Below are 22,327 nucleotides of genomic sequence, written 5' to 3' on the forward strand. Positions count from 1 at the left end.
CAGCTCTAGCCATTGCTCGCGGGTTCGATGTGTTTGACTCATGATGCCACCACCTTGTTAATTAAAATTGGTGATAGCCTATGGCTTCAGACTATGGCTGAATAGGTGTGGTTGGCGTTACGCTTACTTCTAAACTAGAGTTTTCCAGTTTTTCCCGGTAAGCCGCTGGCGGTAAATTGCCAAGACTTTCATGGGTTCGTTCTTCGTCAACCAAAATTTTAGCGCAAGCTTTTTGTCTGCTGTCACCAGCCCTTTTTTGCAAAGAGCTCCTTCATCGCATGGTTCTCAAGGCTAACGTCGGCGAACAGCTTTTTCAGCTTCGCGTTTTCTTCCTCGAGCTCTTTAATACGCTTGATATCTGACGCTTCCATACCACCATACTTGGATTTCCAGTTGTAATAGGTGGCGTTGCTGATACCGTGCTTGCGGGGGCAACTAAATCTTCAACCTTCATGCCGGCATCGGCTTCTTTCAGGATTGCGATGATCTGCGTTTCTGAGAATCGTGATTTTTTCATAGTCGCCTCCTGCTATTACTATCGCAGAAAACTCCAATTAAATCTGTCTCAGTTTAGGGGAAGTGGACACACCCAATACAAAGCCTATGTTGACTTCTTCGACCTAACGCTGTGCCTGCAATCGTCGTTGACTAAAATAGGCTGGATTGGAGCCTCGTTGGCTAACAAAAGTTTTTAGGCTGAGGCCGCTTTGTGCAAACTCCCCACTCAGATCGGGCCATTATTCTCGGGTAAGTTGTACTCGACTCATATTGCAACCATCCTGTTGGTTCAACTTGATAGTTGCCTGTGCTTCTAAACTAAGACTTTATAAATGTGGTTTATAATACACCTAAGTATCTTCAACTGCTCAAGTGTCATCGGTGTCGCGTTAGGACTCTCTACGTCGTGCACCTTTCAAAACTGACGAATCCATTTATACATGGTGAGACAACCGACGTTAATGCATTCTGCGGCTTATCGAAATTTGTAATTTTGGTCAGCTTCCAGCTGTGCAGCTTTAAGTCGAAATTTAAGGCTAAAATTAGGCTTCGGTATTCTGATCATGTTGCCGCCTAATTGCCTTCGAGTTGGTGGTAACACCTCTGACAATGTAGCTCAATTAACTATACCGTTGCAACTACAGATTCAAAATATTACTGAGAAAGACTAGTTAGCGTGACGGATATTATAAAAATACCAGTCAACCCCTTCTATTTCGGAATTGACTGGTATAGATACAACTTCATTAGAGTGTATAACTGATCACAGTACTCAAGTCGCTAAAACTAAAGGCTTAGCATCCAGTTGCATTTACTTCAACAACAGGAGGTTCTCCCACAGCTTGAGATACTTGATACCGAACAGAGCAATCAACGTTACTGTCTGCCGTTCCATCTGTTGGCGAAGCTTGGTTTATGTCTGCTCGTTGAAAAAAGTATACTACAGAATTCCCGTCTTCTCCTACAGCTTCAGAACCCCATTCATTACTTAAGTTTAGAGCTAAAATGATGCCGTCCTCGTCAGGATACCCAAACCGAAGAGGGATAGCTGGATCATTACCAGATGCTGGGAGTGTCCCAGTCGCCTCAGTATCTACGCCGCGAATCACTGAACGACCGTAAACTAACGCTGCGGCACTATTCAAGCTTCCTTCAAGTCCTCGCAATGATGCTTCACGAGCATCACCCGCAAAGTTAAAGAACCGTGGCGCTGCAGTAACCGCCAAGATACCCAAAATAATGATCACGATGATCAATTCGATTAATGTAAAACCACGTTGCTTAGTCATAATTTGACCCTCAATTGCTGTTTTTGCATTCCTTGGCAGAGTTACTGCCGTCAGAGACCAGTTGTTGTTAAACTCCGGTTGAGATTAACGTCTACGGTGCCCGTTACCGGGTCGTAGGCGAAATTGTTGCCAACCTCTCGATAATCGTCACCCTCTGGCGGTTCCAGCAGACTCTGTATTGTTGAGGTCTGATAAAACACACAGATTTTAGTGGTGCCGTTTTCTTTCACAGTAACAAAGAACCTTGAGTTCTCTCTTTCCGCGAAATTGGTGCTAACTGCTGCTTCGTTCGAGAACCGAAGCGTTGCTAATAAAAGCTTTTTGCAGTCTTCTACTTGCATCGTGCGAGCAGTTTCATTACTTTTAAAAACTTGATTTTCGATCCGTGCGTGGTCAGATGGGCTAGTAACGGTTCCGGCACTAACCGGATAACCTGTGTCCCTATCAATGACCAAAAACCACGTTTCCTGCTTTCCTGTTTGAGCTTCTTCTGAAGCTCCTTGATTCGTTCGTACTAGGCCACGCCGCTCGCTTAACACCAGTCGATTACTGTCCCTGTGTGACCTTGCCTGCCAAGCTAAGTTTGCTTGATTTGCGAGCTGCTGCAATTGCATGGCTACTTGCTCCAAGCTTTCTTGCTCAACCCGCTCAACAATGGGTAAAAAGCGGTGACTTAATATCACCATTAACATTCCCACAACAATTAATGCGATAACGGTATTGAATCCACCTGCTCCTTGCACCTGTCTTCTTGACTTCGGCTTGAGCTCCTTCATGTGCACTCGCTTCTTTTTTGTTATCTATCACTAATTTATGGGTGCTGTTGTATTCTTTATTAACAATAGTCTAGCAAACTATTCACTGACTTCTGTATGACATACATCATATAAATTAAATTTAGTTGAACCCCAAATTCTTCACAAGTTTACAACCTGGTTTATTAACTTTTAATTAAGTTAGTTGATTAAAGTCATAATTCATCATTGTCATTCTAAACGGCTGATTAGCTGTAAAGCCCCATCATGTCCCACATCGGCAAGAAAATACCCAACGCGAGTACTAATACCATGGCTGCTACACCTGAAATTAATATCGGCTCTATCCAGGTCGTCAGGTTTTTTAAGTCATAATCGACTTCCCGCTCGTAATAATCACCAGCTTCTGCAAGAAGCTGGTCTAAGCTTCCGGTTTCTTCACCAACCATGATCATTTGCAGAACTAGTGGAGTAAATAAGTCGCTAGCTCGACTTACCCGGGTAAGCGACTCGCCGCGTTCGATACCGCGGCGCATTTCTCGCACACGGCGGCTCATGTAGGCATTGTCTATTGTTTCGGAAACTAGTCCAAGTGACTGCGTCAGTGGCACACCGGCGTCAAGCATAACCGAGAAACTGCGGGCAAACTGACTGAGCATCGAGCGCTCAATAACACTGCCAATTAGCGGGAGTTTGAGTTTTCTACGATCCCAAGCTTCCCTGAATTTCGGTATTTGTAATATTCGGAAAACAATCGCGACGGTAATAGCCGCCAGCACGATCATCACCCACCAATAATTCACGAAAAAGTTCGATGTTGCTAATAGAAATAACGTGACTCCAGGTAGCTCGACGCCTGCCCGACTAAACATACTGGCGAACTGCGGAATAACAAAAATATTCAAAATAGCCATGGCGGCAACTAAAAAGAAAATGACAAATATTGGGTAACGCGTAGCTGCTTTAATTCGTTTACGTGTTTCTAATTCGCGCTCTAAATATTGCCCCACTTGTAAAAACGACTCGTCAAGTCGACCGGTGTTTTCACCAACATGCACAACGGCAATTAATAATTTCGGAAAGCAGTTTGGATGGTCGGCCATGGCCGATGACAAAGTACGCCCCCGCTCTAACTGCTGGGCGACGTCGTGCAAAGCTTTACCCAAACGACGGTTTGTGGCGTTATCTGCTAAGCCTTCAATAGCCCTAATCATAGGGACGCCTGCTTTGGTCAGGGAGTACATCTGGCGAATGAACATAATGACATCGGTCAGCGGTACTGAGCGGCTGAGCAGTTCTCGCAAGTCGATGTCGAGCGCACCACTTTTCTTTTCGGCAGTTTCTTCTTGATCGCCAAGCTCAACAATTTGCAACGGCGTAATGCCCTGCGCCAACAAGGCTGTCGCAATCGCCCGCTCATTCACGGCAGACTGGGTGCCCGAAAGCGGTTTCCCTTCTTTGTCGCGTCCTTTGTATTTAAATTGTGGCATGGCGATTTACTCTCATCAGTCTGTGCTTTTGTTAATCTGCGATCAGGGCTTAACAGCTGCTTATAAATCCGAGTCGTCAATGAGTGCTGAAATCGACTTCGGTGTTTGTTCTTTGTTTTTTCCCGCTAATTCTGACTGCACCAGCGCTTCAGCCGCTTTGTCTAATGCTTCTTCACTCATGTCTTTGGCCTCGGCATCGGCTTCATCATAGTCCGGCACACCGGCGACTAGCGACAACACTTCTTCAATACTGGTAATACCTTGCTTGGCGTAGTCGTAGCCAACTTGAGCTAGAGTTTTAAAGCCCTTGCTGTTCATTGCCGCTTGGGCGAATTTTTGCGTGTCCGACTCTCGTAACGCAGCCATCATAGGTTCGTCAATTTCTAACAGTTCGAACACACCGACTCGGCCGCGATACCCGGTCATGTTGCAGGCGTTACAGCCTCGACCTTTTTTGTAAGTTTTACCCGACTGAGACTCTTTAAACACCGCGCGCAATAACGTGCGCTGTGCTTCGTCCGGTGCTTCGTCGGCTTTGCAGTTGTCGCATATACGGCGTACTAGTCGCTGCGCGAGTACCGCTTTTAAGGCGCTGGCAACTAGGTAAGGCGCTGCACCCATGTCAATTAAGCGCATGGCTGAGGTAATGGCGTCATTGGTGTGCAAGGTCGATAAGACCAAGTGACCGGTAATTGCACCACGCAAACCAATTTCGACGGTTTCTTGGTCACGCATCTCACCGACCATGATAATGTCCGGGTCTTGCCGTAAGGTTGTACGCAGTACCCGTGCGAAGGTCAGGCCAATTTTGGCGTGAATCTGCACCTGAGAAATACGCGGCATGCGATATTCCACTGGGTCTTCTACGGTAATAATTTTCTTTTTCGGATCGTTTAGTTCACTGAGCACACCGTACAAGGTGGTGGTTTTACCCGAACCAGTTGGGCCGGTCACCAAAATCATCCCGTACGGGCGGGTCATGTGGTAACGCACCTTTTTCACCAGTTCTGGTGGCATACCGGTTTTTTCGAGCGACAACAAGCCTTGCGACTTGTCGAGTAAACGCATAACGCACGCTTCGCCCCATGCGGTTGGCAAGGTCGACAAACGCACATCGAGGTGGTGGTCGCGCACTTTCATTTCAAAACGGCCGTCTTGCGGCAAGCGTTTCTCAGAAATATCTAAACTCGACATCAGTTCTAAACGCAACACCAAACCGGCGGCGATACTGCGTTCTTCCAAAATAGTTTCTTGTAGCTGGCCGTCGACCCGCAAGCGAATCCGTAAGCATTTTTCATCGGGCTCTAAGTGAATGTCAGAAGCGCGAACTTGAATTGCATCTAGGAAAATCGACTTTAATAATCGTGCTACGGTAACTTCATCGTCACTGGCGTCGATTAAGTTGCCGAGACCAAAGTCGCTTTCATCGCCCGCTTCTTCTTCGAGCTGGCTGGCATATTGTTCAATTTCAGCGGTACGGCGGTAGACGCTATCAAATGCGTCATACAGCTGACGCTCTGAGGCGAGCACAATATCCACGTCTTTGGGTGCGATCAATGAAATAATTGCGTCCACGGCATTTAAGTCCGCCGGGTCACTCATGGCCACCACAACTTGGTCATCGTCGGCGTCAATCGCTAATGCTCGGTGTCGGCGTGCTTGCACTTCGGGTATGTATTTGGCGAATTTCTCGGCGTCGCGAATCTTGGTCAAGTTGACTAAGCGAAGGCCGAGCTGCTGCGACAAAAATGCCAACATTTGGGTTTCTTTCACGTAGCCCTGTTCGATCAAGATATTGCCGAGCTTACGGCCACTCTGGCGTTGCTCGGCAAGGGCCTCGGTAAGTTGTTCTTGGGTAATCACTCGTTCATGAACGAGCAAATCACCCAAGCGCATTTTTAGTCGGGGACGATGTACCATTAACTACCTATTACCTCTAATCGGTTCATAACAAATCGGCGTGAGTCTGCACCTAAGCGCGAGTCACGCAAAGCGCGCTGATAAGCCTCGCTGGCATCGCGTTTGTCGCCACGCAGTTCCAGCGCATAACCTAGCCCGAGCCACCAAGCACCTGAGTCCGGCCGCCAGCTAACCAATTGCTGATAACTGTGTACGGCCACACCGTAATAACCGAGTTCGGTTGCTAATGCGGCGCGCATAATGAAGATATCCGCATCGGTCGGCAATACGGCGCTGGTGCCATTTAACACCTCAAGTGCCGCGTCCGGCTGACCAATCCGTTGCAAAATTCGAGCTTCAACTAAACGGAATTCGTTAAAATGTGGTGCAAGGATTACGCCTGCATTGAGCAATTCTAATGACTCTTCCACGACACCGCGCGAGAACAAGAGTACCACAAGCTCAAGGCGTGCTTCGTGGTGCATATGGTCACGCTCAACGGCCGTGCGGAACTGTTGCAGCGCTGCCGGTTGATTGCCGGCCCGCAACAAGCGCATACCTTCGCGGTAAGCTGCTTCGGCACTGTCAGCACCATTGCTTGAGCGCGACACCCGCATTTCTGGGCTTGCTGTTGATTGCGTTGCTTGAGTTGCTTGTGTTGTTGCTGCCCGTGATGGCTGGGTCGCGGCCGTTTGGGTTTCTCGTGTCTGCGCGACAGGCGCTGGCGTAACAGGTGTCGCAGGCGCAGACGTTACTTGAGCAGACTCGACTTGAGCAGTCGTTGGTGACGATGCCGCATCCGTCGCTTGTGTTGTCTGTGTCACTTGTTGTGAGAATGGTGGTGAGGCAGGCTGTGCAGCTTCCTGAGTAGTTTGCTCAGCAGGTTGCTCAGAGCTTTGCCCTGATGCTTGAGCAACAACCAATTCCTCGTCGCTAACAGAACTCGCTGCGCTTACGTCGGCTTCATCCCCGTTAGCATCGCCGCTAGCATCACCGTTAGCATCGGCAACAACCGCGCTCGTGTTTGTATTTGAGCTCTGGCTCACTTGCTCAGACGCCACGGCAACCTGAGCCGGTGACATGCCAGCTGGGTCGTCCATGCTCGAGCTCCACCACAAGCCAAGTAGAACCAATACCGCTACGGCGCCACCGGCAAGCACAAAGGTCGCACGACGGTCTTGTGCCGGTTTCGGCAAATACACATCCGACGGACGCTCGCTCGGCACTTCCTGTTTGTTCTCGCGATTATCAATGTCGCGTAGCATTTTGTTAATAATGCTCATCGTGTTATCCATCCCATGCTGTACGCAATCGCGACGACAATCGTCACCATGATCACAAAGCCAAAACCAAACCACATCCAGTCTTGTTGTTTCGGCATCACTGCACCTTCGGTGTCCGCTATCGCAGCTTTCACGTCGGCGATGGTGACTTCGTGACGACCATTGCCATAAGCCAACATCAGTGACTTATGGCATAAAATATTGGCAACCCGCGGTACCCCTTGGCTGCCGCGGAATATCCAGTGAATCACCTTGTCGGAAAAGACACTGGCACCTTTGTAACCGGCGCAACTCATGCGGTGGTGCACGTAGCGTTTAAGCTCGGCTTCGGTCAACGTTTTTAGCTTGTACGAAAAGCCGATACGCTGGCGGAACTGTCGCAGTTCGCGCTGGGCAAAACGCTCGTCGAGCTCCGGCTGACCAAACAACACCAATTGCACCAACTTACGGGTTTCGGTTTCTAAATTTGAAAACAACCGCAACGCTTCTAAACTTTCGGTTGGCAGAGCTTGGGCTTCGTCGATAATCAGCACAACCGACTGGCCATTCTTGTTAATTTCTAATAGCCGCTGTTCTATGTGGCGAACCAGTTGATGGGTGTCGGTGTCTTTGGAAAACTCGACCCCCAACTCAGCAGCAATGGCTAACCGCAATTCATGGGGTGTTAAAAACGGGTTTGGCACGTAAGCCGTCACAAAGTGTTTCGACACTTCGTTTAACAGCTTACGGCACAACAAGGTTTTCCCGGTTCCAACTTCACCGGTGACTTTAATGAACCCTTCGCCAGTTTTTAATGCTGTTGTTAAGACTTGCAATGCCTCTTCGTGCACTTGCAGTCCGCAATAAAATCCGGTGTTCGGAGTTAGCGTAAACGGTAACTCCGAAAATCCGAAGTGGTACAAATACATGCAACTTCCTTACTGGCTTTCGTACCAGCGACGCAACAATTCGCGTGAATGCTCTAGCTCGGTGTCCCAGGTGTCAACGCCAACAATGGTCGGCCGCAGCATAATCACCAATTCTTTCTTGGTTTCTCGCTGACGACGGTTTTTGAACAGCTCACCTAACACAGGAATACTACCGAGTACCGGCACCTGCGAAGTTTGGTCGGTGTAAGCGGTTTGCATTAAACCACCAATTACCACTACTTCGCCGTCGCGAGCTCGAATTATGGTGTCGGTTTCGCGAATATTACTGCGCGCTAATGGCAACACCAGGGTTTCGCGATTCAAGGTAATACGCTTTTCTTGTTCTTCGGTTTCAATTACAGACGGTCGAATGTGTAAGGTAATCACACCGTCGTCACCAATTTGCGGGGTCACGTCGAGGGCAATACCCGAGAAGAACGGGGTTAACTGGATGTTTGGTGTCGTGGTGGTCGCTGTACCCGTAATAGTCGTTGTCGACACGTCCGTTACAAAGTACTCGTCTTCACCAATTTTAATTACCGCTTTTTGGTTGTTTAAAGCCGTTACCCGCGGGTTCGAGAGCACTTGCACTTGGCCTTGGGTTGAGAGCATTTCTAACATGCCGGAGAAGTTGCCGGTTTGATATTGGATACCAACAATCCCGCCAAGGGTGCTGGTATCAAGGCTTTGGCCACCAAAACTAAACTCCGCAACCCCGCTACCTAAGCCAGAAGATATCCGGCTCCAGTCAATACCCTGTTGATAGCCTTCGCTCAAGCTGACTTCGACAATGCGCGCTTCCAGTACCACTTGCCGTTGTAGGCTACGTTCTGCTGAGCTTAAAAAGTCGCGCGCCGAACGAATTTCATGTGGATAGGCATGAATGGTCGCTAAACCAGCTTGTGGTGACACCACGACCCGACGGCCGGCGCCGTCACCGACCACGCCGCGTAAGGCGTCTTCGAGGTCTTTCCAAAAATCAGTTTCGCTGTTGGTGGAGATCATCGAACCACTTTGGCCCTGACGACCCATCATACCGCCTTGGCCAGGAAAACCACCTTGTCCGGGGAAGCCACCAAAGCCTCCACCAAAGCCGCCGCCTCCGAAGCCACCACCCATGCCTTGATTACCAAATCCGCCACCGGTTTGGTTGTTGTTATTACCATACTCCGACACACCACCAGAGGAAATCATCGTATTCGACATCCCCATCCGGCTGAGCGCCAAGTAGTTCAAGGTAATCGTTTCGGTGCGCATACCCGCTGGAAACACGCGGTAAATGCCGGAGTCACGGCGAATGTCATAGCCATAAATGTCTTGCACTACGTCCAGCGCTTCTTGCATGGTCACGTTGCGTAAGTTCACGGTAATGGTGCCGTTTATTTCCGGGTGCACCACCACACTGTAGGGTGAGTCATCGGTAATTTGTGCAAAAAAGTCTGCAGCTGGAATATCGCGCGCTTGAATGGAGAAGCGCGGCTCTTCAAACCGACGGTCTTGTTGGAATGCACTAGCAGGACGTCGCAGCTCTTCCCGCACGCCTTCCGGTAACCCCGGAGGTGCCGAGCTTGCGGTTGAGTTACCCGTGCGTAATGCTTCCTCTGCTTCCGCGAGTAGCTGATCGTTAGGCTTGGTGACACAGCCAGCAAGTAAGCTCATTGTGACCAAGGCCGTTAGGCTATATTGTAATTTCATCCGTTATCCCTTACTTCGGTTTTCCGCAGTTCACCAAATACGGACAGCACTTGAACTTCGTCGCCCCGCCGTAAAATCACGCGATCACGCTGAATGCGGCTCACACGCCAGTCATCCAAACGATCCCCTACACGTACGTGATGTTCATTTACTACCGCTTGGTAACGACCACCCACTACCGTCACCATTTTTAATTTGTATTCAATTGCCGCTTGCCCTTGCTCTGCGGCCGGTGTTGCAAAACGTGCCGGCGGCCGCGTTGGGTCGCGTTCACTTTGCTGTGCTTGCACAGCGCCAACCAGCGTTACATTCGCTAAGGTCAAACTCGCCACTGCAAGTGCAAGTAAAACAGGGTTACGCGTTTTCATCGTCTCATGCGCTCCTGTGTCAGAGTGTACATACGTAAAGTCACACGCCCATTCGGATATTGGTCAACATCGTATTGAATGCCTTCCCAATACGCGCCGTAAGGCAGTTCTTGCAGCGTATTCAAATAGTCACGAATTTGGAAATAGCGCCCTTCCACCGTCACTTCGACGTTGTGCCGGTACACTCGCGCGTCCACGCGGTTTTCCAAAAATGGTTGCGGTGGGTGCACGGTAAAGCTAGTTAAAGCCACGAGGCCAGAACCACGACGGCCACCCGCACCTTCGAGCATACGCTGCATCCACTCCACTAACACTTCTGGGTCATTAAATTGCACCACACCGTCGATTTCCCGTTGCAGCCGTTCAGCCTGCATAGTTAGCTGACGTTCTTGCTGTTCAAGCTCGCGGTTTGGGTTGACGTTCAAGCGCTCACGCAATTGTGCAATTTCGCGATCATACTGAGCACTGGTGGTATTAATTTGTGCCAGGCGGCGTTCATTTTCGGCGTACTTCACACTCATAGGTTCAATCAGCAGAATGTACATGAGCCAAGCAATGCCACCGATGGCCAAAATGGCGATAATCCATTGCTCGCGGGTTGGCTTTTCACCAAACCAGTTTTGGCCTTTCTTGGTAATTTGTTTGAAATAAATTCTTGCCATGGTTTTAGCCCCCTAGCCCTAAGAAACGGCGCGACGTGCTGGTCGCAGCGGTCTCATCGTTTTCAACGGCTTCAACGGTCGGCTCACCACTGTCATCGTTTTCAGGTTGCACCGAGCGCTGGCGGAAACCTGGGTGGGTGTAATCGACGCCCTGCAAACTAAACTGCAAGCTGTCATTTTCTTGGCGGGTCATCTGAATACGACCAAACTGGCGTTGACCAAGATTAGTTGTGTCATCAAATTTCTGGACCCAACGGGCGACCAAAGCTGGTTCAGTCACATACCCTTGCAGACTTAACACTCCATTACGCTCGTTGATTTGGGTTAACCAAATACCGTCTTCGTGTATGGTCGCCAGTTCCGTCAGAATGGCTGCGTAGTCGAAGCTTTGAATGGCGCCAATAGCACGGAACTCACTCAGTACACTGCGGCTTTTAGCCACTTCGGTACGTAAGTTTTCCACCCGCCGTTCCAACACCGGGTCAATTTGTAACTGTGCGACTTGCCCAGCTAATTGCTGCATTGTTTGCTGCTTCTGGTTTAGCTGTGTTTGCGCACTTTGCACTTGGTTATTTAAGGCTAAGCCGCGTGCTTCTAGTACCACCCGCATCCCAATACCAATAACCCAAACGATAATAATGGCGACGAGCAAACGCTCGAAGTCCAAAATGGGACGTTTGGGAATCAGGTCGGGGCGGTAGAGGTTTATTGAATGTTTCATGCGCTAGCCTTCCCTGCAAAAGTAGGTTCTTGCCGTGCCGGCTGCCGAGGACCATCGGCAATGACGCTCTCTTCTTCTCGCAACATCCACTGCAAGCCTGCAATTGCGAGCGAGTTCACGTAATCAAGTTTCACGTGCTCACGAGCCCAGTCTGGGTAAGGCGACATATTCACCTGCACCCCGAGCTGCTGTGACAAGGCTTCACGCAACTCGTCGGCCCGTGGGTTATGCAGCACCAGCTCCACTTCATTTAAATGCTCTTGGCGCATCGGGCCTGAATAATAGTCCAACAAACGCTGTAGCTCGAGCGCCAAGCTTTCAATCAGCTTAGTGTCATCGGGCTCCATATTAATCAGGTCGAAGGTGTAACGCAGGCGACGGGTAATAAACCATTTGCCATTGGCAATAATGTGCAGCTGCGCGCGTTCTCGCGGCAACTGGGTAACCAACATCAGCCGTTTGTTCTTTTCTGGCCACGCCGCGAAAACTAAATCACTGTGGATAATGCCTTTAATTTTAAAACCGAAGTCGTGCAGAATCAGCACCATCGGCTCGACGAACTCACGACTGGCTGCCACTACGTTAATTTGGTTTGCAGCGCCCGGAACTGGTGGGTCAAAATAGTCCACTAGCATGTCGGTCGCCGGAATGTTGATCAGATCGCGTAACGACCATTGCAGCGACGCCGCAATGTCGGACGGAGGTAAATCGGGACGATCAACCGTGACTTGTGACACCAGCTCAGAGCTCAGCACCATTTGAATGGACGCTTTTTTGAAACCCAGATGCTTATGCCGCAACAACAAACTGGTAAGCGCTTCGCTGAAATTACCGCCCATGACTTCAACGGTATCGCTTTCAACCAGCTTCCAGTAGCGGTCGTTGATCAACAGCTCTGAGGTTTCGTCAGCCTTGCACGCTTCCAGCGCAGCAAGCGTTAACACCGTGTCACCCACGCCAAGCGCGAAAACATGGTCGGAACGCTTTCCTAAAGATAATTTGCTGAGCAATGACATGGTGTCCTACCTTTTGTCCGGTGGCGTTTCGACGATCACAACCCTGATTCAACGCACACACGAGATTAATTATTTTAGCTTCTGATAAAAAGTGTAGTACAAGTTGTTACATTTTTTGCCAGAACAAATTGCATTAATTCAATTATTTTTATTCTGAGCTAACATTGCGTTCGCATTGTAGCTACGACCCCGAATGCCATAGCGTTGATCTCACAATGAATTTTTTTCACAATTTGACTGTAGTATAGAGACTAAAGCGCTTCTGTGAAGTATGACAAAACTCATAGAAAGCAATGCTTCAACCCTTAAAAATCACACCGCCACGCGCCAATGAATATCCCGCCCCGCCCAATACGGCACCCAGGTTTCGCCGCCGTGCTCAACAATAGTCGGTGCTTGCCAAGTTTCTGCGTGCAGCGTAATGGTGTCTTGATTGCGCGGAATGCCATAGAAATCGGCACCAAAATGACTAGCAAAGCCTTCGAGTTTGTCCAGTGCATTGCCTGCTGCAAACGCTTGGGCATAGAGTTCAATGGCGGTAAACGCAGAAAAACAACCAGCACAACCGCAAGCCGTTTCCTTTTTCTCGCGCACGTGCGGTGCGGAGTCAGTGCCAAGGAAGAATTTTGGATTGCCACTCATGGCGGCTTTTTGCAGCGCTTCTTGGTGTGTGCGACGTTTTAGCACAGGCAAACAATAGTTGTGCACATGCACACCACCGACTAACAAGTCGTTGCGGTTCATTAGAATATGTTGGGGCGTGAGTGTCGCAGCGACACCGTCATGGGCTGCAGCCACGAAATCCGCCGCGTCTTTGGTGGTAATGTGCTCAAGCACAACTTTCAAGCGCGGGAATTTTTCCGTAATCGGCTGCAAATAGCGGTCGATGAATACTTTTTCACGGTCGAAAATATCAATTTCCGGCTCGGTGACTTCACCGTGCACTAACAAAGGCACGCCTTCTTCTTGCATCACTTCGAGCACAGGTGCCATATCTGCAACCGAGCGTACACCGGCCGCTGAATTGGTGGTTGCCCCTGCAGGATACAGTTTAAAACCAATCACATGCGACTCTTGTGCTGCTGCACGAACGGTTTCCGCTGTCGTGTCTTGGGTTAAATACAAGGCCATGCGGGGGTCGAACGTCATATCTGTAGGTACTGCTGCCATAATCCGTTCGCGGTAAGCAAGCGCTAACTCCACTGTGGTTACTGGTGGCACAAGATTCGGCATAATCACCGCGCGATGAAACGTCCGGGCAGTTGCCGGCACTGTCATGCCGAGCATGTTGCCGTCACGTAAATGCAAGTGCCAGTCATCAGGGCGAGTAATGGTTATCGACGAGGGTGAATGGGTGGCCTGAAAACTGCCTGCTGCGAAATTAGTCGACATAAAAAAACTCCCCTGATCAAACTGTTACTACGACATACTGAGTATATAGTGTAACAGGAATTCAGAGGAGTTTTTTTGCGCAGAAACAATTTTCTGCAGGTGACTTTTACGTCACTTCAATTTACTCGCTTGTTATTCACTTGCTAACGCTTGTACTGGGTCTAATTGCGCTGCTTTGCGTGCCGGTACATAACCGAAAATCAAGCCGGTTAAGAACGCACAGCCAAAGGCCAAGATCACCGGTGTCGTTGCAAACATCACCGAGTTACCCAAGCTCGCAATTACCCAAGTCACGCCTAAGCCCAGGGCGACACCAATGAGGCCACCAAGTAAGGCAACCGTCACCGCTTCAATCAGAAACTGCATGCGGATTTGCCCACCACGCGCGCCCACGGCCATGCGAATACCAATTTCGCGGGTTCGCTCGGTCACGCTGACCAACATAATGTTCATCACGCCAATGCCGCCAACCACGAGGGAAATCACCGCAATCACCCCAAGCAACAAGGTCATGGTGTTTTGCGTTTCAGTTGCGGTTTCGATAATCGACGCCATATTGCGGATTTGGAAGTCTTCAACGCCGTGCCGCTCAAGCAATAAGCTATGCACTTGGTCATTTGCTTCTTGCATGACTGCCGCGTCGCTGGAAACAATCGCTACCGTCACGTTGCGCAAGAATCGCTGGCCAAATAAACGCAATGAACCGGTACTAAACGGCACAAACACCACGTCGTCCTGGTCTTGCCCCCAAGGGGACGCGCCACGCTCGCTCATAACCCCAATAACTCGGAACAGCACGTTATTAATCAGCATCACTTCGCCAAGCGGGTCGGTGTCGGGGAACAACTGCCGCGCCACCGTTTGGCCAATGACCGCGACCGTGGCATACAGCTCTTCGTCTTCACGGGTAAAGAAGCTTCCCCGCTCGACTTCCCACTGGCGCGCAATTGGAAACTCCGGATAGGTCGCGTTAATTTGCGCTTCTTTGTCGAAGCCACTGCGACGCAACGTCCGGTTACCGGTAAGTTCCGGCACCGCCGCGAGCACTAACGGCAATTCATTAATGGCGTCAACGTCTTCTGGAATTAACGTGGCCACACCCCAGCGACCACGCTGGTTCGGCGCCCCCGGAAATACCGTCAACAAATTCGAACCCATGGCACTAATGCGGTCCACCACGTCTTGACGTGCACCTTGACCAATCGCCAACATTGAAATAACCGCTGCAACGCCGATGACAATACCAAGCAAAGTTAACGCGGTGCGGAAGATATTTTGGCGCAATGCAGTCAAGGCAGTAATAAATGCACGCCCTGCATCCATGATCGGGCTTGGGTCACCCGCACCAGGACCGGACGGTGCCTGCACCTGCGGTGAACGCTCTCGATTCCAAGCATCTTTCACAATTTCGCCGTCTTTGAGCTCAATGACGCGATCCGCATGGGCGGCAACTTCATGATCGTGAGTAATCAAAATGATCGTATGGCCTTCTGCTGACAATTCTTTCAGCAATGCCATCACTTCTTTCCCACTTTGGCTGTCGAGCGCACCCGTCGGCTCGTCGGCAAGAATAATCTCCCCGCCGTTCATCAGCGCCCGCGCAATCGATACCCGTTGCTGTTGACCACCAGAAAGCTCGCTCGGCTTGTGGTGCGTTCGGTCTTCTAGCCCCAAACGTTTAAGCAGTGCATTGGCGCGGTCATGACGGGCGTCGGTGCCCATCGACGTATACCCAGCCGGCAGCTCTGCATTGGCCAGCGCAGTTGCACCACCCAATAAGTTGTACTGTTGAAATACGAAACCAAATGCACTGCGACGCAATTTCGCTAGCTCGTCACGATCCATATCGGCAACTTTCTGGCCACGGAACAAGTACTCGCCTTCGGTCGGTTTGTCTAAGCAACCTAAAATATTCATTAAGGTCGACTTACCCGAGCCCGAACTACCGACGATGGCAACAAATTCACCGGCGTGAATATCAAGATCTAAACCGTGCAACACTTGCGTCGTAATGGCACCGGTTTGATAACTCTTCTTCACGCCGCGGATCCGAATCAAAGGTTCTGACTGGTTCTGTTTATGCTTTGCTGCCGCCGCGGCTTCCAATTGCTTTGCCATTTTTTAGCCTCGCATCATCCGCGCTGCGCCCGGAGGCATCCCACCCGGCATTGCTTGTTGAGCTGGAATAATCACTTCGTCGCCCGCGTTTAGGCCAGATTTAATCTCAATGTAAACCCGGTCGCTAATACCGGTTTGCACGGTCACTGTTTCAGTCACACCGTTGCGCAACACTTGCACTGTACCTTGGCCGCGACCTGTCGGGCGCACAGCGCCAGCAGGCACTGACAGAGCATTTTCAGCACTGGCCACAACAAAGAAGACTTGTGTGGTCATTTGCGGTAATAAGCGGCCTTCTTCGTTCGGAATATCAAAAAGCGCATTGTATAAAACCACGTTATTTTCCACCCGCGGCGTTGGCTCAATTAAGTCCAGTTGGCTGTACCAACGCTGACCACGATTGCCTAAGGTGGTGAAATACACCGGCATTTCGTCACGTAAACGGCTAATGTCGGCTTCTGACACTTGCGCTTCAACCCGCATGACCGATAAGTCAGCAATAGTCAGAATTGTTGGTGTCGTTTGCGCCGCATTCAACGTTTGACCGCGACGAGCAGGAATACTGGTCACAGTACCCGACATCGGTGCGAAAATTCGAGTGTAGTTGAGGTTCGCTTCGTCAGCACGCAACGACGACTCGGTTTGTTCAATTTGTGCTTTCACAGCGTCTAAGCGAGCGGCCTCACCGCGCGCTGTTGCTTCGGCGCTTTGTACCAGCTCTTCCGAAGTCGCGTTGTCGACTAGTAACCGTTGCTGACGGTTTAGGTTGATCAAGGCAAGGTCGAGCGACGCTTGGCGTTCACGTAACTGGGCTTGCTGGAATTTTAATTGCGCACGCACACCATCAAGGCGTGCTTCAAGGACGGTTGCATCGATTTCCGCTAACAAAGTACCGGCTTCAACATAGTCGCCTACTTCCACATGTAAACGCTCGAGCTGACCCGACACCTGGGCACCAACGTCAACAAAGTCGAGTGGCTGCAGGCGACCGGTGGCGGTTACCACAACTTCAATGTTACGAACTTCTGCTTTGCTTGTGTTCAAGCGCTGCTGTCCATCATCTTCTGGCCAGAAATACCAAGTCGCCGCAGCACCTGCCACAACCACAAGGATAACTATCCATAACCAGCTACGTCCTTTCTTTTTCATGCTACCCAACCTCATTTAAGGGGAATGACTGCTGGTCGACACCCGCAGCCGCTAACGCTTCAGTCCAATGTTTACGACAACAACTCACATATCGATCGTTGCCGCCAATCGCAATCTGTTCTCCGGCATTGACTGCCTTACCATCCGGCCCGCAGCGATACACCATGGTGGCCTTTCGTCCGCAAAAACAAATAGTTTTAATTTCTGTTAATTTGTCCGCAATAGCGAGCAAGGTGGCGCTGCCTGCGAAGGCATTGCCAAATGCATCGGTACGAATACCGTAGCACATCACCGGCACCTTTAATTCGTCGACTACCCGCGCTAACTGCCACACCTGCTCAGGGGTGAGGAACTGCGCTTCGTCGAGCAAAATACAGTCAATTACTTGGGTGTCTAACAGCGTTTTGATCCGCTCGAACAGGTTACTTTTGGTGGTGAACGTTTCTGCACTACGCGATAATCCTAAGCGCGAATGAATTAAACCCTCACCAGCTCGAGTATCGAGCGCAGGTGTTAATAATAAAACCTGCTGATCACGCTCTTCGTAGTTGTAGGCCACTTGCAGTAAAGAGGTGCTTTTGCCGGCGTTCATAGCCGAATAAGTAAAATACAGCGATGCCATAGTCTTCCGTTCTTTTGTCTCGCTACAATCACGCGGACTGTAGAGTTGCTAATCAATTCGCGCAATCGAAAACCGCGCAAATGCATAAAAAATGCGATATAATGCGCGGTTAAATACACGAGCAGGAGTATCTTTCATATGTCGCCAAGTTCGCCTTCAGCTAGCAAGTCAACGCAAAGTCCTTCAAATCAGAACCAGCAGCGCTCAAATACAACTTATTCGCTCGACTTCATCAAGGAAATTCCGAAAGCAGATATCCACCTGCACCTTGACGGCAGTTTGCGCCCTGAAGGCCTGATTGAAATGGCGAAGCGCAGTAAAATCGAACTCCCATCGTACACGGTTGCCGGTTTGAAGGAACTTGTTTTCAAGGAAAAGTATAACAACCTTGGGGAGTATTTGAACGGCTTTCAGTACACCTGTGCAGTACTGCGCGACCTTGAGAATATGGAACAAGCGGCCTACGAGCTCGCTGTCGACAACCTTGAAGAAGGCGTGAACTACATTGAAGTGCGCTTCGCGCCGCAATTGCTCATGGACCCAACCGCTGGCATCGGCTTTGACGATGTCATGCATGCCGTTAACAACGGTTTGGCAAAAGCGAAAGCAGAATATAACGCCCGTGCCGACGTCGGTCTCAGCGCCGGTCTGAAACCACCGTTTGAATACGGCATCATCAACTGCGCCATGCGTATGTTCGGCAAAAAAGGCTTTTCACCGTATTACACGCAGTTGTTCCAATTACTCCGCGACCACGACCCAATGGACGTTATTAAAACTGCGGCCATGGAATTGATTCGTGCCAGCGTGCGTTTACGTGACGAAGAAGGCATGCCGATTGTCGGTCTCGACATTGCCGGTCAAGAGAACGGCTACCCAGCGCATAAATTCAAAGAAGTTTACGAGTACGCCCATCAAAACTTCTTATTGAAAACAGTTCACGCCGGCGAAGCTTATGGTGCGGAAAGTATTTTTGAAGCCCTGACCACGTGTTATGCCGACCGTTTAGGTCATGGCTATTCATTATTCTCACCAGAGATGATTGAAGACCCTAAAATCACTGACAAAGAAGGCTATAGTCAGTCGTTGGCGTCGTATATTGCCGACCGTCGTATCGCCATTGAAGTTTGCTTAACGAGTAACCTGCAAACCAACCCGGCCATTACCGACATTAAAAACCATAACTTCCGTCACATGCTCGACCATCGGATTGCCACGGTTATTTGTACGGACAACCGCTTGGTGTCAAACACCACGGTCAGTAACGAGTACAAGCTGGCGTTGGACAACTTCGACGTGCCATTAAAGCGCCTGAAAGATATGGTCGCTTACGGCTTCAAGAAGAATTTCTTCCCAGGAAATTACGTGGAGAAGCGTGCTTACGCGAAGCATACGTTGGAGTATTTTGACACGGTCGCACACAAGTACGGGTTTATTTAAATTTGTACTGACGGGCCCGAACTTTTGGGCCCGCTACTTCGCGAATTTTTGTGCGAGCTTGTGAATCACTCGTAGCCAGGGGTAGACGTTAATTTGACTGTAGGTAAATGGTCGTTTGGCGTCACGCTCGGTCACAAGATAGTCTTCGGCAACCGGTAATACAGTTGCCACGTCCCGTTCTTTTAGCGCCGCAATTTGTCGGCTAGTCATTCCAAAAAAGCGATTCGGTTGCGTGCCACGCAGCTGCTCTGCTTTGGCCACCGCCCACGACTTCTTCTTGCCGCGAAACACCGGCACTTCCGGTAAGAACATCGCAAATGGATGCAGCATCATGCCCATTTTGCCAAATAGCTTGTCCGCTTGTTCCGCATTGACGGTTTCACCATTGGCGAACTGCCATTTTGCAGCCATAAGCCTCGGCACATTGGCGATCATGGCATCGGCATAACTAATGCCACGCGGGTTTGACTTCTCTGGGTAGTGGCGGAAATACACCGGGTAATCATCAGCAACTTGAGTAATTCGTTGGTCGCGACGCTTACGCATGCCTTTGAGGAATAACGGATTCAAAAATGCCGCTTGTGGAAAGTGCGCGAAGAAGCCTTCAATGTTTTCTTGGTCATCAGCATCTAGGTCACGAACAACTTGCATGTCATCTTGTAGAAACAGCGCCAGCTCCGCCCTTTCACTAGCAGCATGCTCTAGTGCCATTTGCATATTGTTATACAGACCACCATGGCGCGAAGACTCGTGCGCTTGGCTTTGTAGCAAACCAACGCCTTCCGGTAAATCGGCTAAGTACGCTTGGGTATCGGCATCGTTACTGCGGTCGTCCACAACCCAAACAGCGACATCGGTTAGATGTCGCTGTATTGAAGCAATGCAGTTTGCCAAAAAGTCGCCGCGGTTATACGAAAATACGTACACATGCAGCCAAGGTAAGACTCTGCTCATAGGCTAGAACGGAATATCATCGTCCAAGTCATTCGGGAATGGCTTGGGTTGCGCCGGTTGCTGGTTCTGCTGTGGGCTGCTTTGCTGCGGGCTACCTTGCTGCCCACCACTTTGCGAAGAATTACCCCAACTGCCTTGCTGTGCAGGAGCTGCCGACTGGCCTTGACCACCGTAACCGCCACCTTGCTGACCACGTGACTGATTATCCCAATCTGGTGAGCCACCGCCGCCTGGACGACCGTCCAGCATTTGCATTTCGTTGGCAACAATTTCAGTCGTGTAACGGTCTTGGCCGTCTTGACCCTGCCATTTGCGGGTTTGCAAGCGGCCTTCAATATAAACTTTTGAACCTTTCTTCAAATACTCTTTCGCAATTTCCGCTAAGAAACGATAGCAAACCACACGGTGCCATTCGGTCATTTCTTTTTGTTCACCGGTTTGCTTGTCTTTCCAAGTTTCGCTGGTGGCCACGCTTAAGTTTGCAATCGGCACGCTGTTTTGGGTATAGCGCACATCCGGATCTGCGCCTAAGTTTCCAATCAAAATCACTTTATTTACGCCACGACTGGCCATGCTTTTCTCCTAATCGATTACTGGTAGCGCGCAAGCACTCCCTGAATAGCTTGCGCGTCAAAATTTTCGCGTTGAACTTTCAAATAAACCGCACCTTCATCGGCAATCACAATGGCTTCTTCAATCCCGCCCAATGCTGTGAGTTCCGCGCTTAATGTTGCCGCTTGCGCTGGTGTTAAACCTGCCAATGCATAGGTCATCCGCGTTGTCGCTAGTACCTGTTGCAGCCCCATACTGATGAGTAACCAACATACTAGCAGCGCAATGCAGAAAATGATAACCCCTGTTGCGCCAAATTTTTGTAAGCTAAAGCCGCCAATCACACCACCAAGAAATGCACCGGCAAATTGTGCGGTTGTGTAAATACCACTAGCACTGCCTTTACTGCCCGCTGGTGCATGTTGCGTGAGCATTGCCGGCAAACTGGCCTCAAGGTAATTAAAGCCAATAAAAAATACCCAAACCCCAACAATTAAACCCACCAGTGCGTCAGCATAGATCGCAACCGAGGCTAAGGCCGCAATCAGCATGATCATGGCTAGGCGCATACCGAGCACTTGCTGCTTGCGCCGCACGAGAATAATCATCATGGGCACCATCACAGCAAACGACAGAATTAAAGTTGGTAAGTAAAGCCAGCTATGATGTTGTGCTGCCAAGCCAGCGTCGACCAATTGCAACGGCAAGGTTACAAACCATGCGGTCAGCACTAGGTGCAGTACAAACACACCAAAGTTAAGGCGCATGAGCTGACCGTGCTTTAATAAACGTTTCAGTTCTTTCGGGACTGGCAATACATCGCGGCTTGGCACTTGTTGATAGGTCACCGGCATGCCACGCCACATCAATAAAATACCACCGACCGCTAGGGCCGCTGTCATCCAAAACAAGCCCGACATGCCAATAATACCGCCAAGCAACGGCGCAATAATCAAAGCGAGCACAAATGACAAGCCGATACCCATGCCAATCACCGCCATGACTTTCGGCCGTTGTTCTTCACGAGCAGAGTCCGCGGCTAACGCCAACACAGCGCCAGCAATGGCACCAGCACCTTGTAATACGCGGCCCCATATAACACCACTCATGGTGTCGGCCATCGCTGCAACCACACTGCCGATTGCGAATACAGCCAAACCACCGAGAATGACCGGTCGGCGACCGATACGGTCCGACAACCAACCCATGGGTATTTGCAAAAACGCTTGGGCGAGACCATAAGCGCCAATGGCGATACCGACCAAGAATGGCGTGTAATCGGGGTAGCTCTGACCATAAATAGCCAAGACCGGCATAATCAGGAACAAACCGAGCATACGTAAGCCAAAAATAGAGGCTAACGTGATAGCTGCGCGTTTCTCGGTCCGATTTAATCCTGTCGCACTCATGGGGATCAACTTCTCTCACTACAAAAATTGCAGGCAAGTCTAGCAGAAATCTGATCCTGTGTAAGCTTCAAGCGTACCCCTCTTTTGTGTCATAATGGTTGACTGTT

At 50.1% G+C, this 22,327-nt stretch carries 19 protein-coding genes and 1 pseudogene; 1 reads left to right on the forward strand and 19 read right to left on the reverse strand.

Annotation, left to right across the window (positions count from 1 at the left end):
- Nucleotides 1-251: 251 nt before the first annotated feature.
- The 16 genes and pseudogenes from CWE06_RS11855 to CWE06_RS11930 form a co-directional block, all read right to left on the reverse strand.
- Nucleotides 252-517, reverse strand: a pseudogene (locus CWE06_RS11855) (transposase); the annotation flags it as partial.
- 775 nt (nt 518-1,292) lie between these two features.
- Nucleotides 1,293-1,787 (reverse strand): prepilin-type N-terminal cleavage/methylation domain-containing protein, encoded by a 495-nt coding sequence (locus tag CWE06_RS12615; RefSeq protein WP_126794567.1) that lies wholly within the window; start codon nt 1,785-1,787, stop codon nt 1,293-1,295.
- A gap of 50 nt (nt 1,788-1,837) precedes the next feature.
- Complete coding sequence (locus CWE06_RS11865; RefSeq protein WP_126794570.1) at nt 1,838-2,563, reverse strand: hypothetical protein; 726 nt, start codon at nt 2,561-2,563, stop codon at nt 1,838-1,840.
- A gap of 227 nt (nt 2,564-2,790) precedes the next feature.
- Nucleotides 2,791-4,032, reverse strand: coding sequence for a type II secretion system F family protein (locus CWE06_RS11870; protein WP_126794573.1), 1,242 nt, complete (start codon nt 4,030-4,032; stop codon nt 2,791-2,793).
- A gap of 60 nt (nt 4,033-4,092) precedes the next feature.
- On the reverse strand, nt 4,093-5,952 hold the full coding sequence (locus CWE06_RS11875) for a GspE/PulE family protein (RefSeq protein ID WP_126794576.1): 1,860 nt from the start codon (nt 5,950-5,952) through the stop codon (nt 4,093-4,095).
- Nucleotides 5,952-7,214 carry a tetratricopeptide repeat protein gene (locus tag CWE06_RS11880; protein WP_198679099.1) on the reverse strand — a complete coding sequence of 421 codons (1,263 nt, stop codon included), beginning with the start codon at nt 7,212-7,214 and terminating at the stop codon, nt 5,952-5,954. The genes CWE06_RS11875 and CWE06_RS11880 overlap by 1 nt, the downstream gene beginning before the upstream one ends.
- Nucleotides 7,211-8,122: an ExeA family protein gene (locus CWE06_RS11885; RefSeq protein WP_126794582.1), complete on the reverse strand. Its 912-nt coding sequence runs from the start codon at nt 8,120-8,122 to the stop codon at nt 7,211-7,213. Before CWE06_RS11885 ends, CWE06_RS11880 begins: the two co-directional genes overlap by 4 nt.
- Nucleotides 8,123-8,131: 9 nt before the next feature.
- Nucleotides 8,132-9,817 carry a pilus (MSHA type) biogenesis protein MshL gene (gene mshL / locus CWE06_RS11890; protein ID WP_126794584.1) on the reverse strand — a complete coding sequence of 562 codons (1,686 nt, stop codon included), beginning with the start codon at nt 9,815-9,817 and terminating at the stop codon, nt 8,132-8,134.
- Nucleotides 9,814-10,185 (reverse strand): hypothetical protein, encoded by a 372-nt coding sequence (locus CWE06_RS11895; RefSeq protein WP_126794586.1) that lies wholly within the window; start codon nt 10,183-10,185, stop codon nt 9,814-9,816. The genes mshL and CWE06_RS11895 overlap by 4 nt, the downstream gene beginning before the upstream one ends.
- Nucleotides 10,182-10,847: a type II secretion system protein GspM gene (gene gspM, locus CWE06_RS11900; protein ID WP_126794589.1), complete on the reverse strand. Its 666-nt coding sequence runs from the start codon at nt 10,845-10,847 to the stop codon at nt 10,182-10,184. Before gspM ends, CWE06_RS11895 begins: the two co-directional genes overlap by 4 nt.
- Before the next feature lie 4 nt (nt 10,848-10,851).
- A complete protein-coding gene (locus CWE06_RS11905) occupies nt 10,852-11,568 on the reverse strand; it encodes a PilN domain-containing protein (protein WP_126794591.1) in 717 nt (238 codons plus the stop codon).
- A complete protein-coding gene (locus tag CWE06_RS11910) occupies nt 11,565-12,584 on the reverse strand; it encodes a type IV pilus biogenesis protein PilM (protein WP_126794593.1) in 1,020 nt (339 codons plus the stop codon). Before CWE06_RS11910 ends, CWE06_RS11905 begins: the two co-directional genes overlap by 4 nt.
- A gap of 312 nt (nt 12,585-12,896) precedes the next feature.
- Nucleotides 12,897-13,976: a dihydroorotase gene (gene pyrC / locus CWE06_RS11915; protein WP_126794595.1), complete on the reverse strand. Its 1,080-nt coding sequence runs from the start codon at nt 13,974-13,976 to the stop codon at nt 12,897-12,899.
- Nucleotides 13,977-14,108: 132 nt separating this feature from the next.
- Nucleotides 14,109-16,094 carry a MacB family efflux pump subunit gene (locus CWE06_RS11920; RefSeq protein WP_126794597.1) on the reverse strand — a complete coding sequence of 662 codons (1,986 nt, stop codon included), beginning with the start codon at nt 16,092-16,094 and terminating at the stop codon, nt 14,109-14,111.
- 3 nt (nt 16,095-16,097) lie between these two features.
- Nucleotides 16,098-17,243, reverse strand: a complete 1,146-nt coding sequence (locus tag CWE06_RS11925) for an efflux RND transporter periplasmic adaptor subunit (protein ID WP_126794599.1) — start codon at nt 17,241-17,243, stop codon at nt 16,098-16,100.
- 1 nt (nt 17,244) lies between these two features.
- Nucleotides 17,245-17,865, reverse strand: a complete 621-nt coding sequence (locus tag CWE06_RS11930; protein ID WP_126794602.1) for a thymidine kinase — start codon at nt 17,863-17,865, stop codon at nt 17,245-17,247.
- A gap of 138 nt (nt 17,866-18,003) precedes the next feature.
- On the opposite strand from CWE06_RS11930, the gene CWE06_RS11935 reads away from it, so the two are divergent.
- A complete protein-coding gene (locus CWE06_RS11935; RefSeq protein ID WP_241972556.1) occupies nt 18,004-19,305 on the forward strand; it encodes an adenosine deaminase family protein in 1,302 nt (433 codons plus the stop codon).
- Between the two features lie 33 nt (nt 19,306-19,338).
- Here the strand turns inward: CWE06_RS11935 and CWE06_RS11940 are convergent, their stop codons facing one another.
- The 3 genes from CWE06_RS11940 to CWE06_RS11950 are packed head-to-tail and all read right to left on the reverse strand — an operon-like array spanning nt 19,339 to nt 22,220.
- A complete protein-coding gene (locus CWE06_RS11940) occupies nt 19,339-20,259 on the reverse strand; it encodes a glycosyltransferase family 2 protein (protein ID WP_126794604.1) in 921 nt (306 codons plus the stop codon).
- Nucleotides 20,260-20,262: 3 nt separating this feature from the next.
- Nucleotides 20,263-20,832 carry a single-stranded DNA-binding protein gene (ssb, locus tag CWE06_RS11945; RefSeq protein ID WP_126794606.1) on the reverse strand — a complete coding sequence of 190 codons (570 nt, stop codon included), beginning with the start codon at nt 20,830-20,832 and terminating at the stop codon, nt 20,263-20,265.
- Nucleotides 20,833-20,849: 17 nt separating this feature from the next.
- Nucleotides 20,850-22,220 carry an MFS transporter gene (locus CWE06_RS11950; protein ID WP_126794609.1) on the reverse strand — a complete coding sequence of 457 codons (1,371 nt, stop codon included), beginning with the start codon at nt 22,218-22,220 and terminating at the stop codon, nt 20,850-20,852.
- Nucleotides 22,221-22,327: the final 107 nt, after the last annotated feature.

This window comes from Aliidiomarina haloalkalitolerans (assembly GCF_003987315.1).
Classification (GTDB): domain Bacteria; phylum Pseudomonadota; class Gammaproteobacteria; order Enterobacterales; family Alteromonadaceae; genus Aliidiomarina; species Aliidiomarina haloalkalitolerans.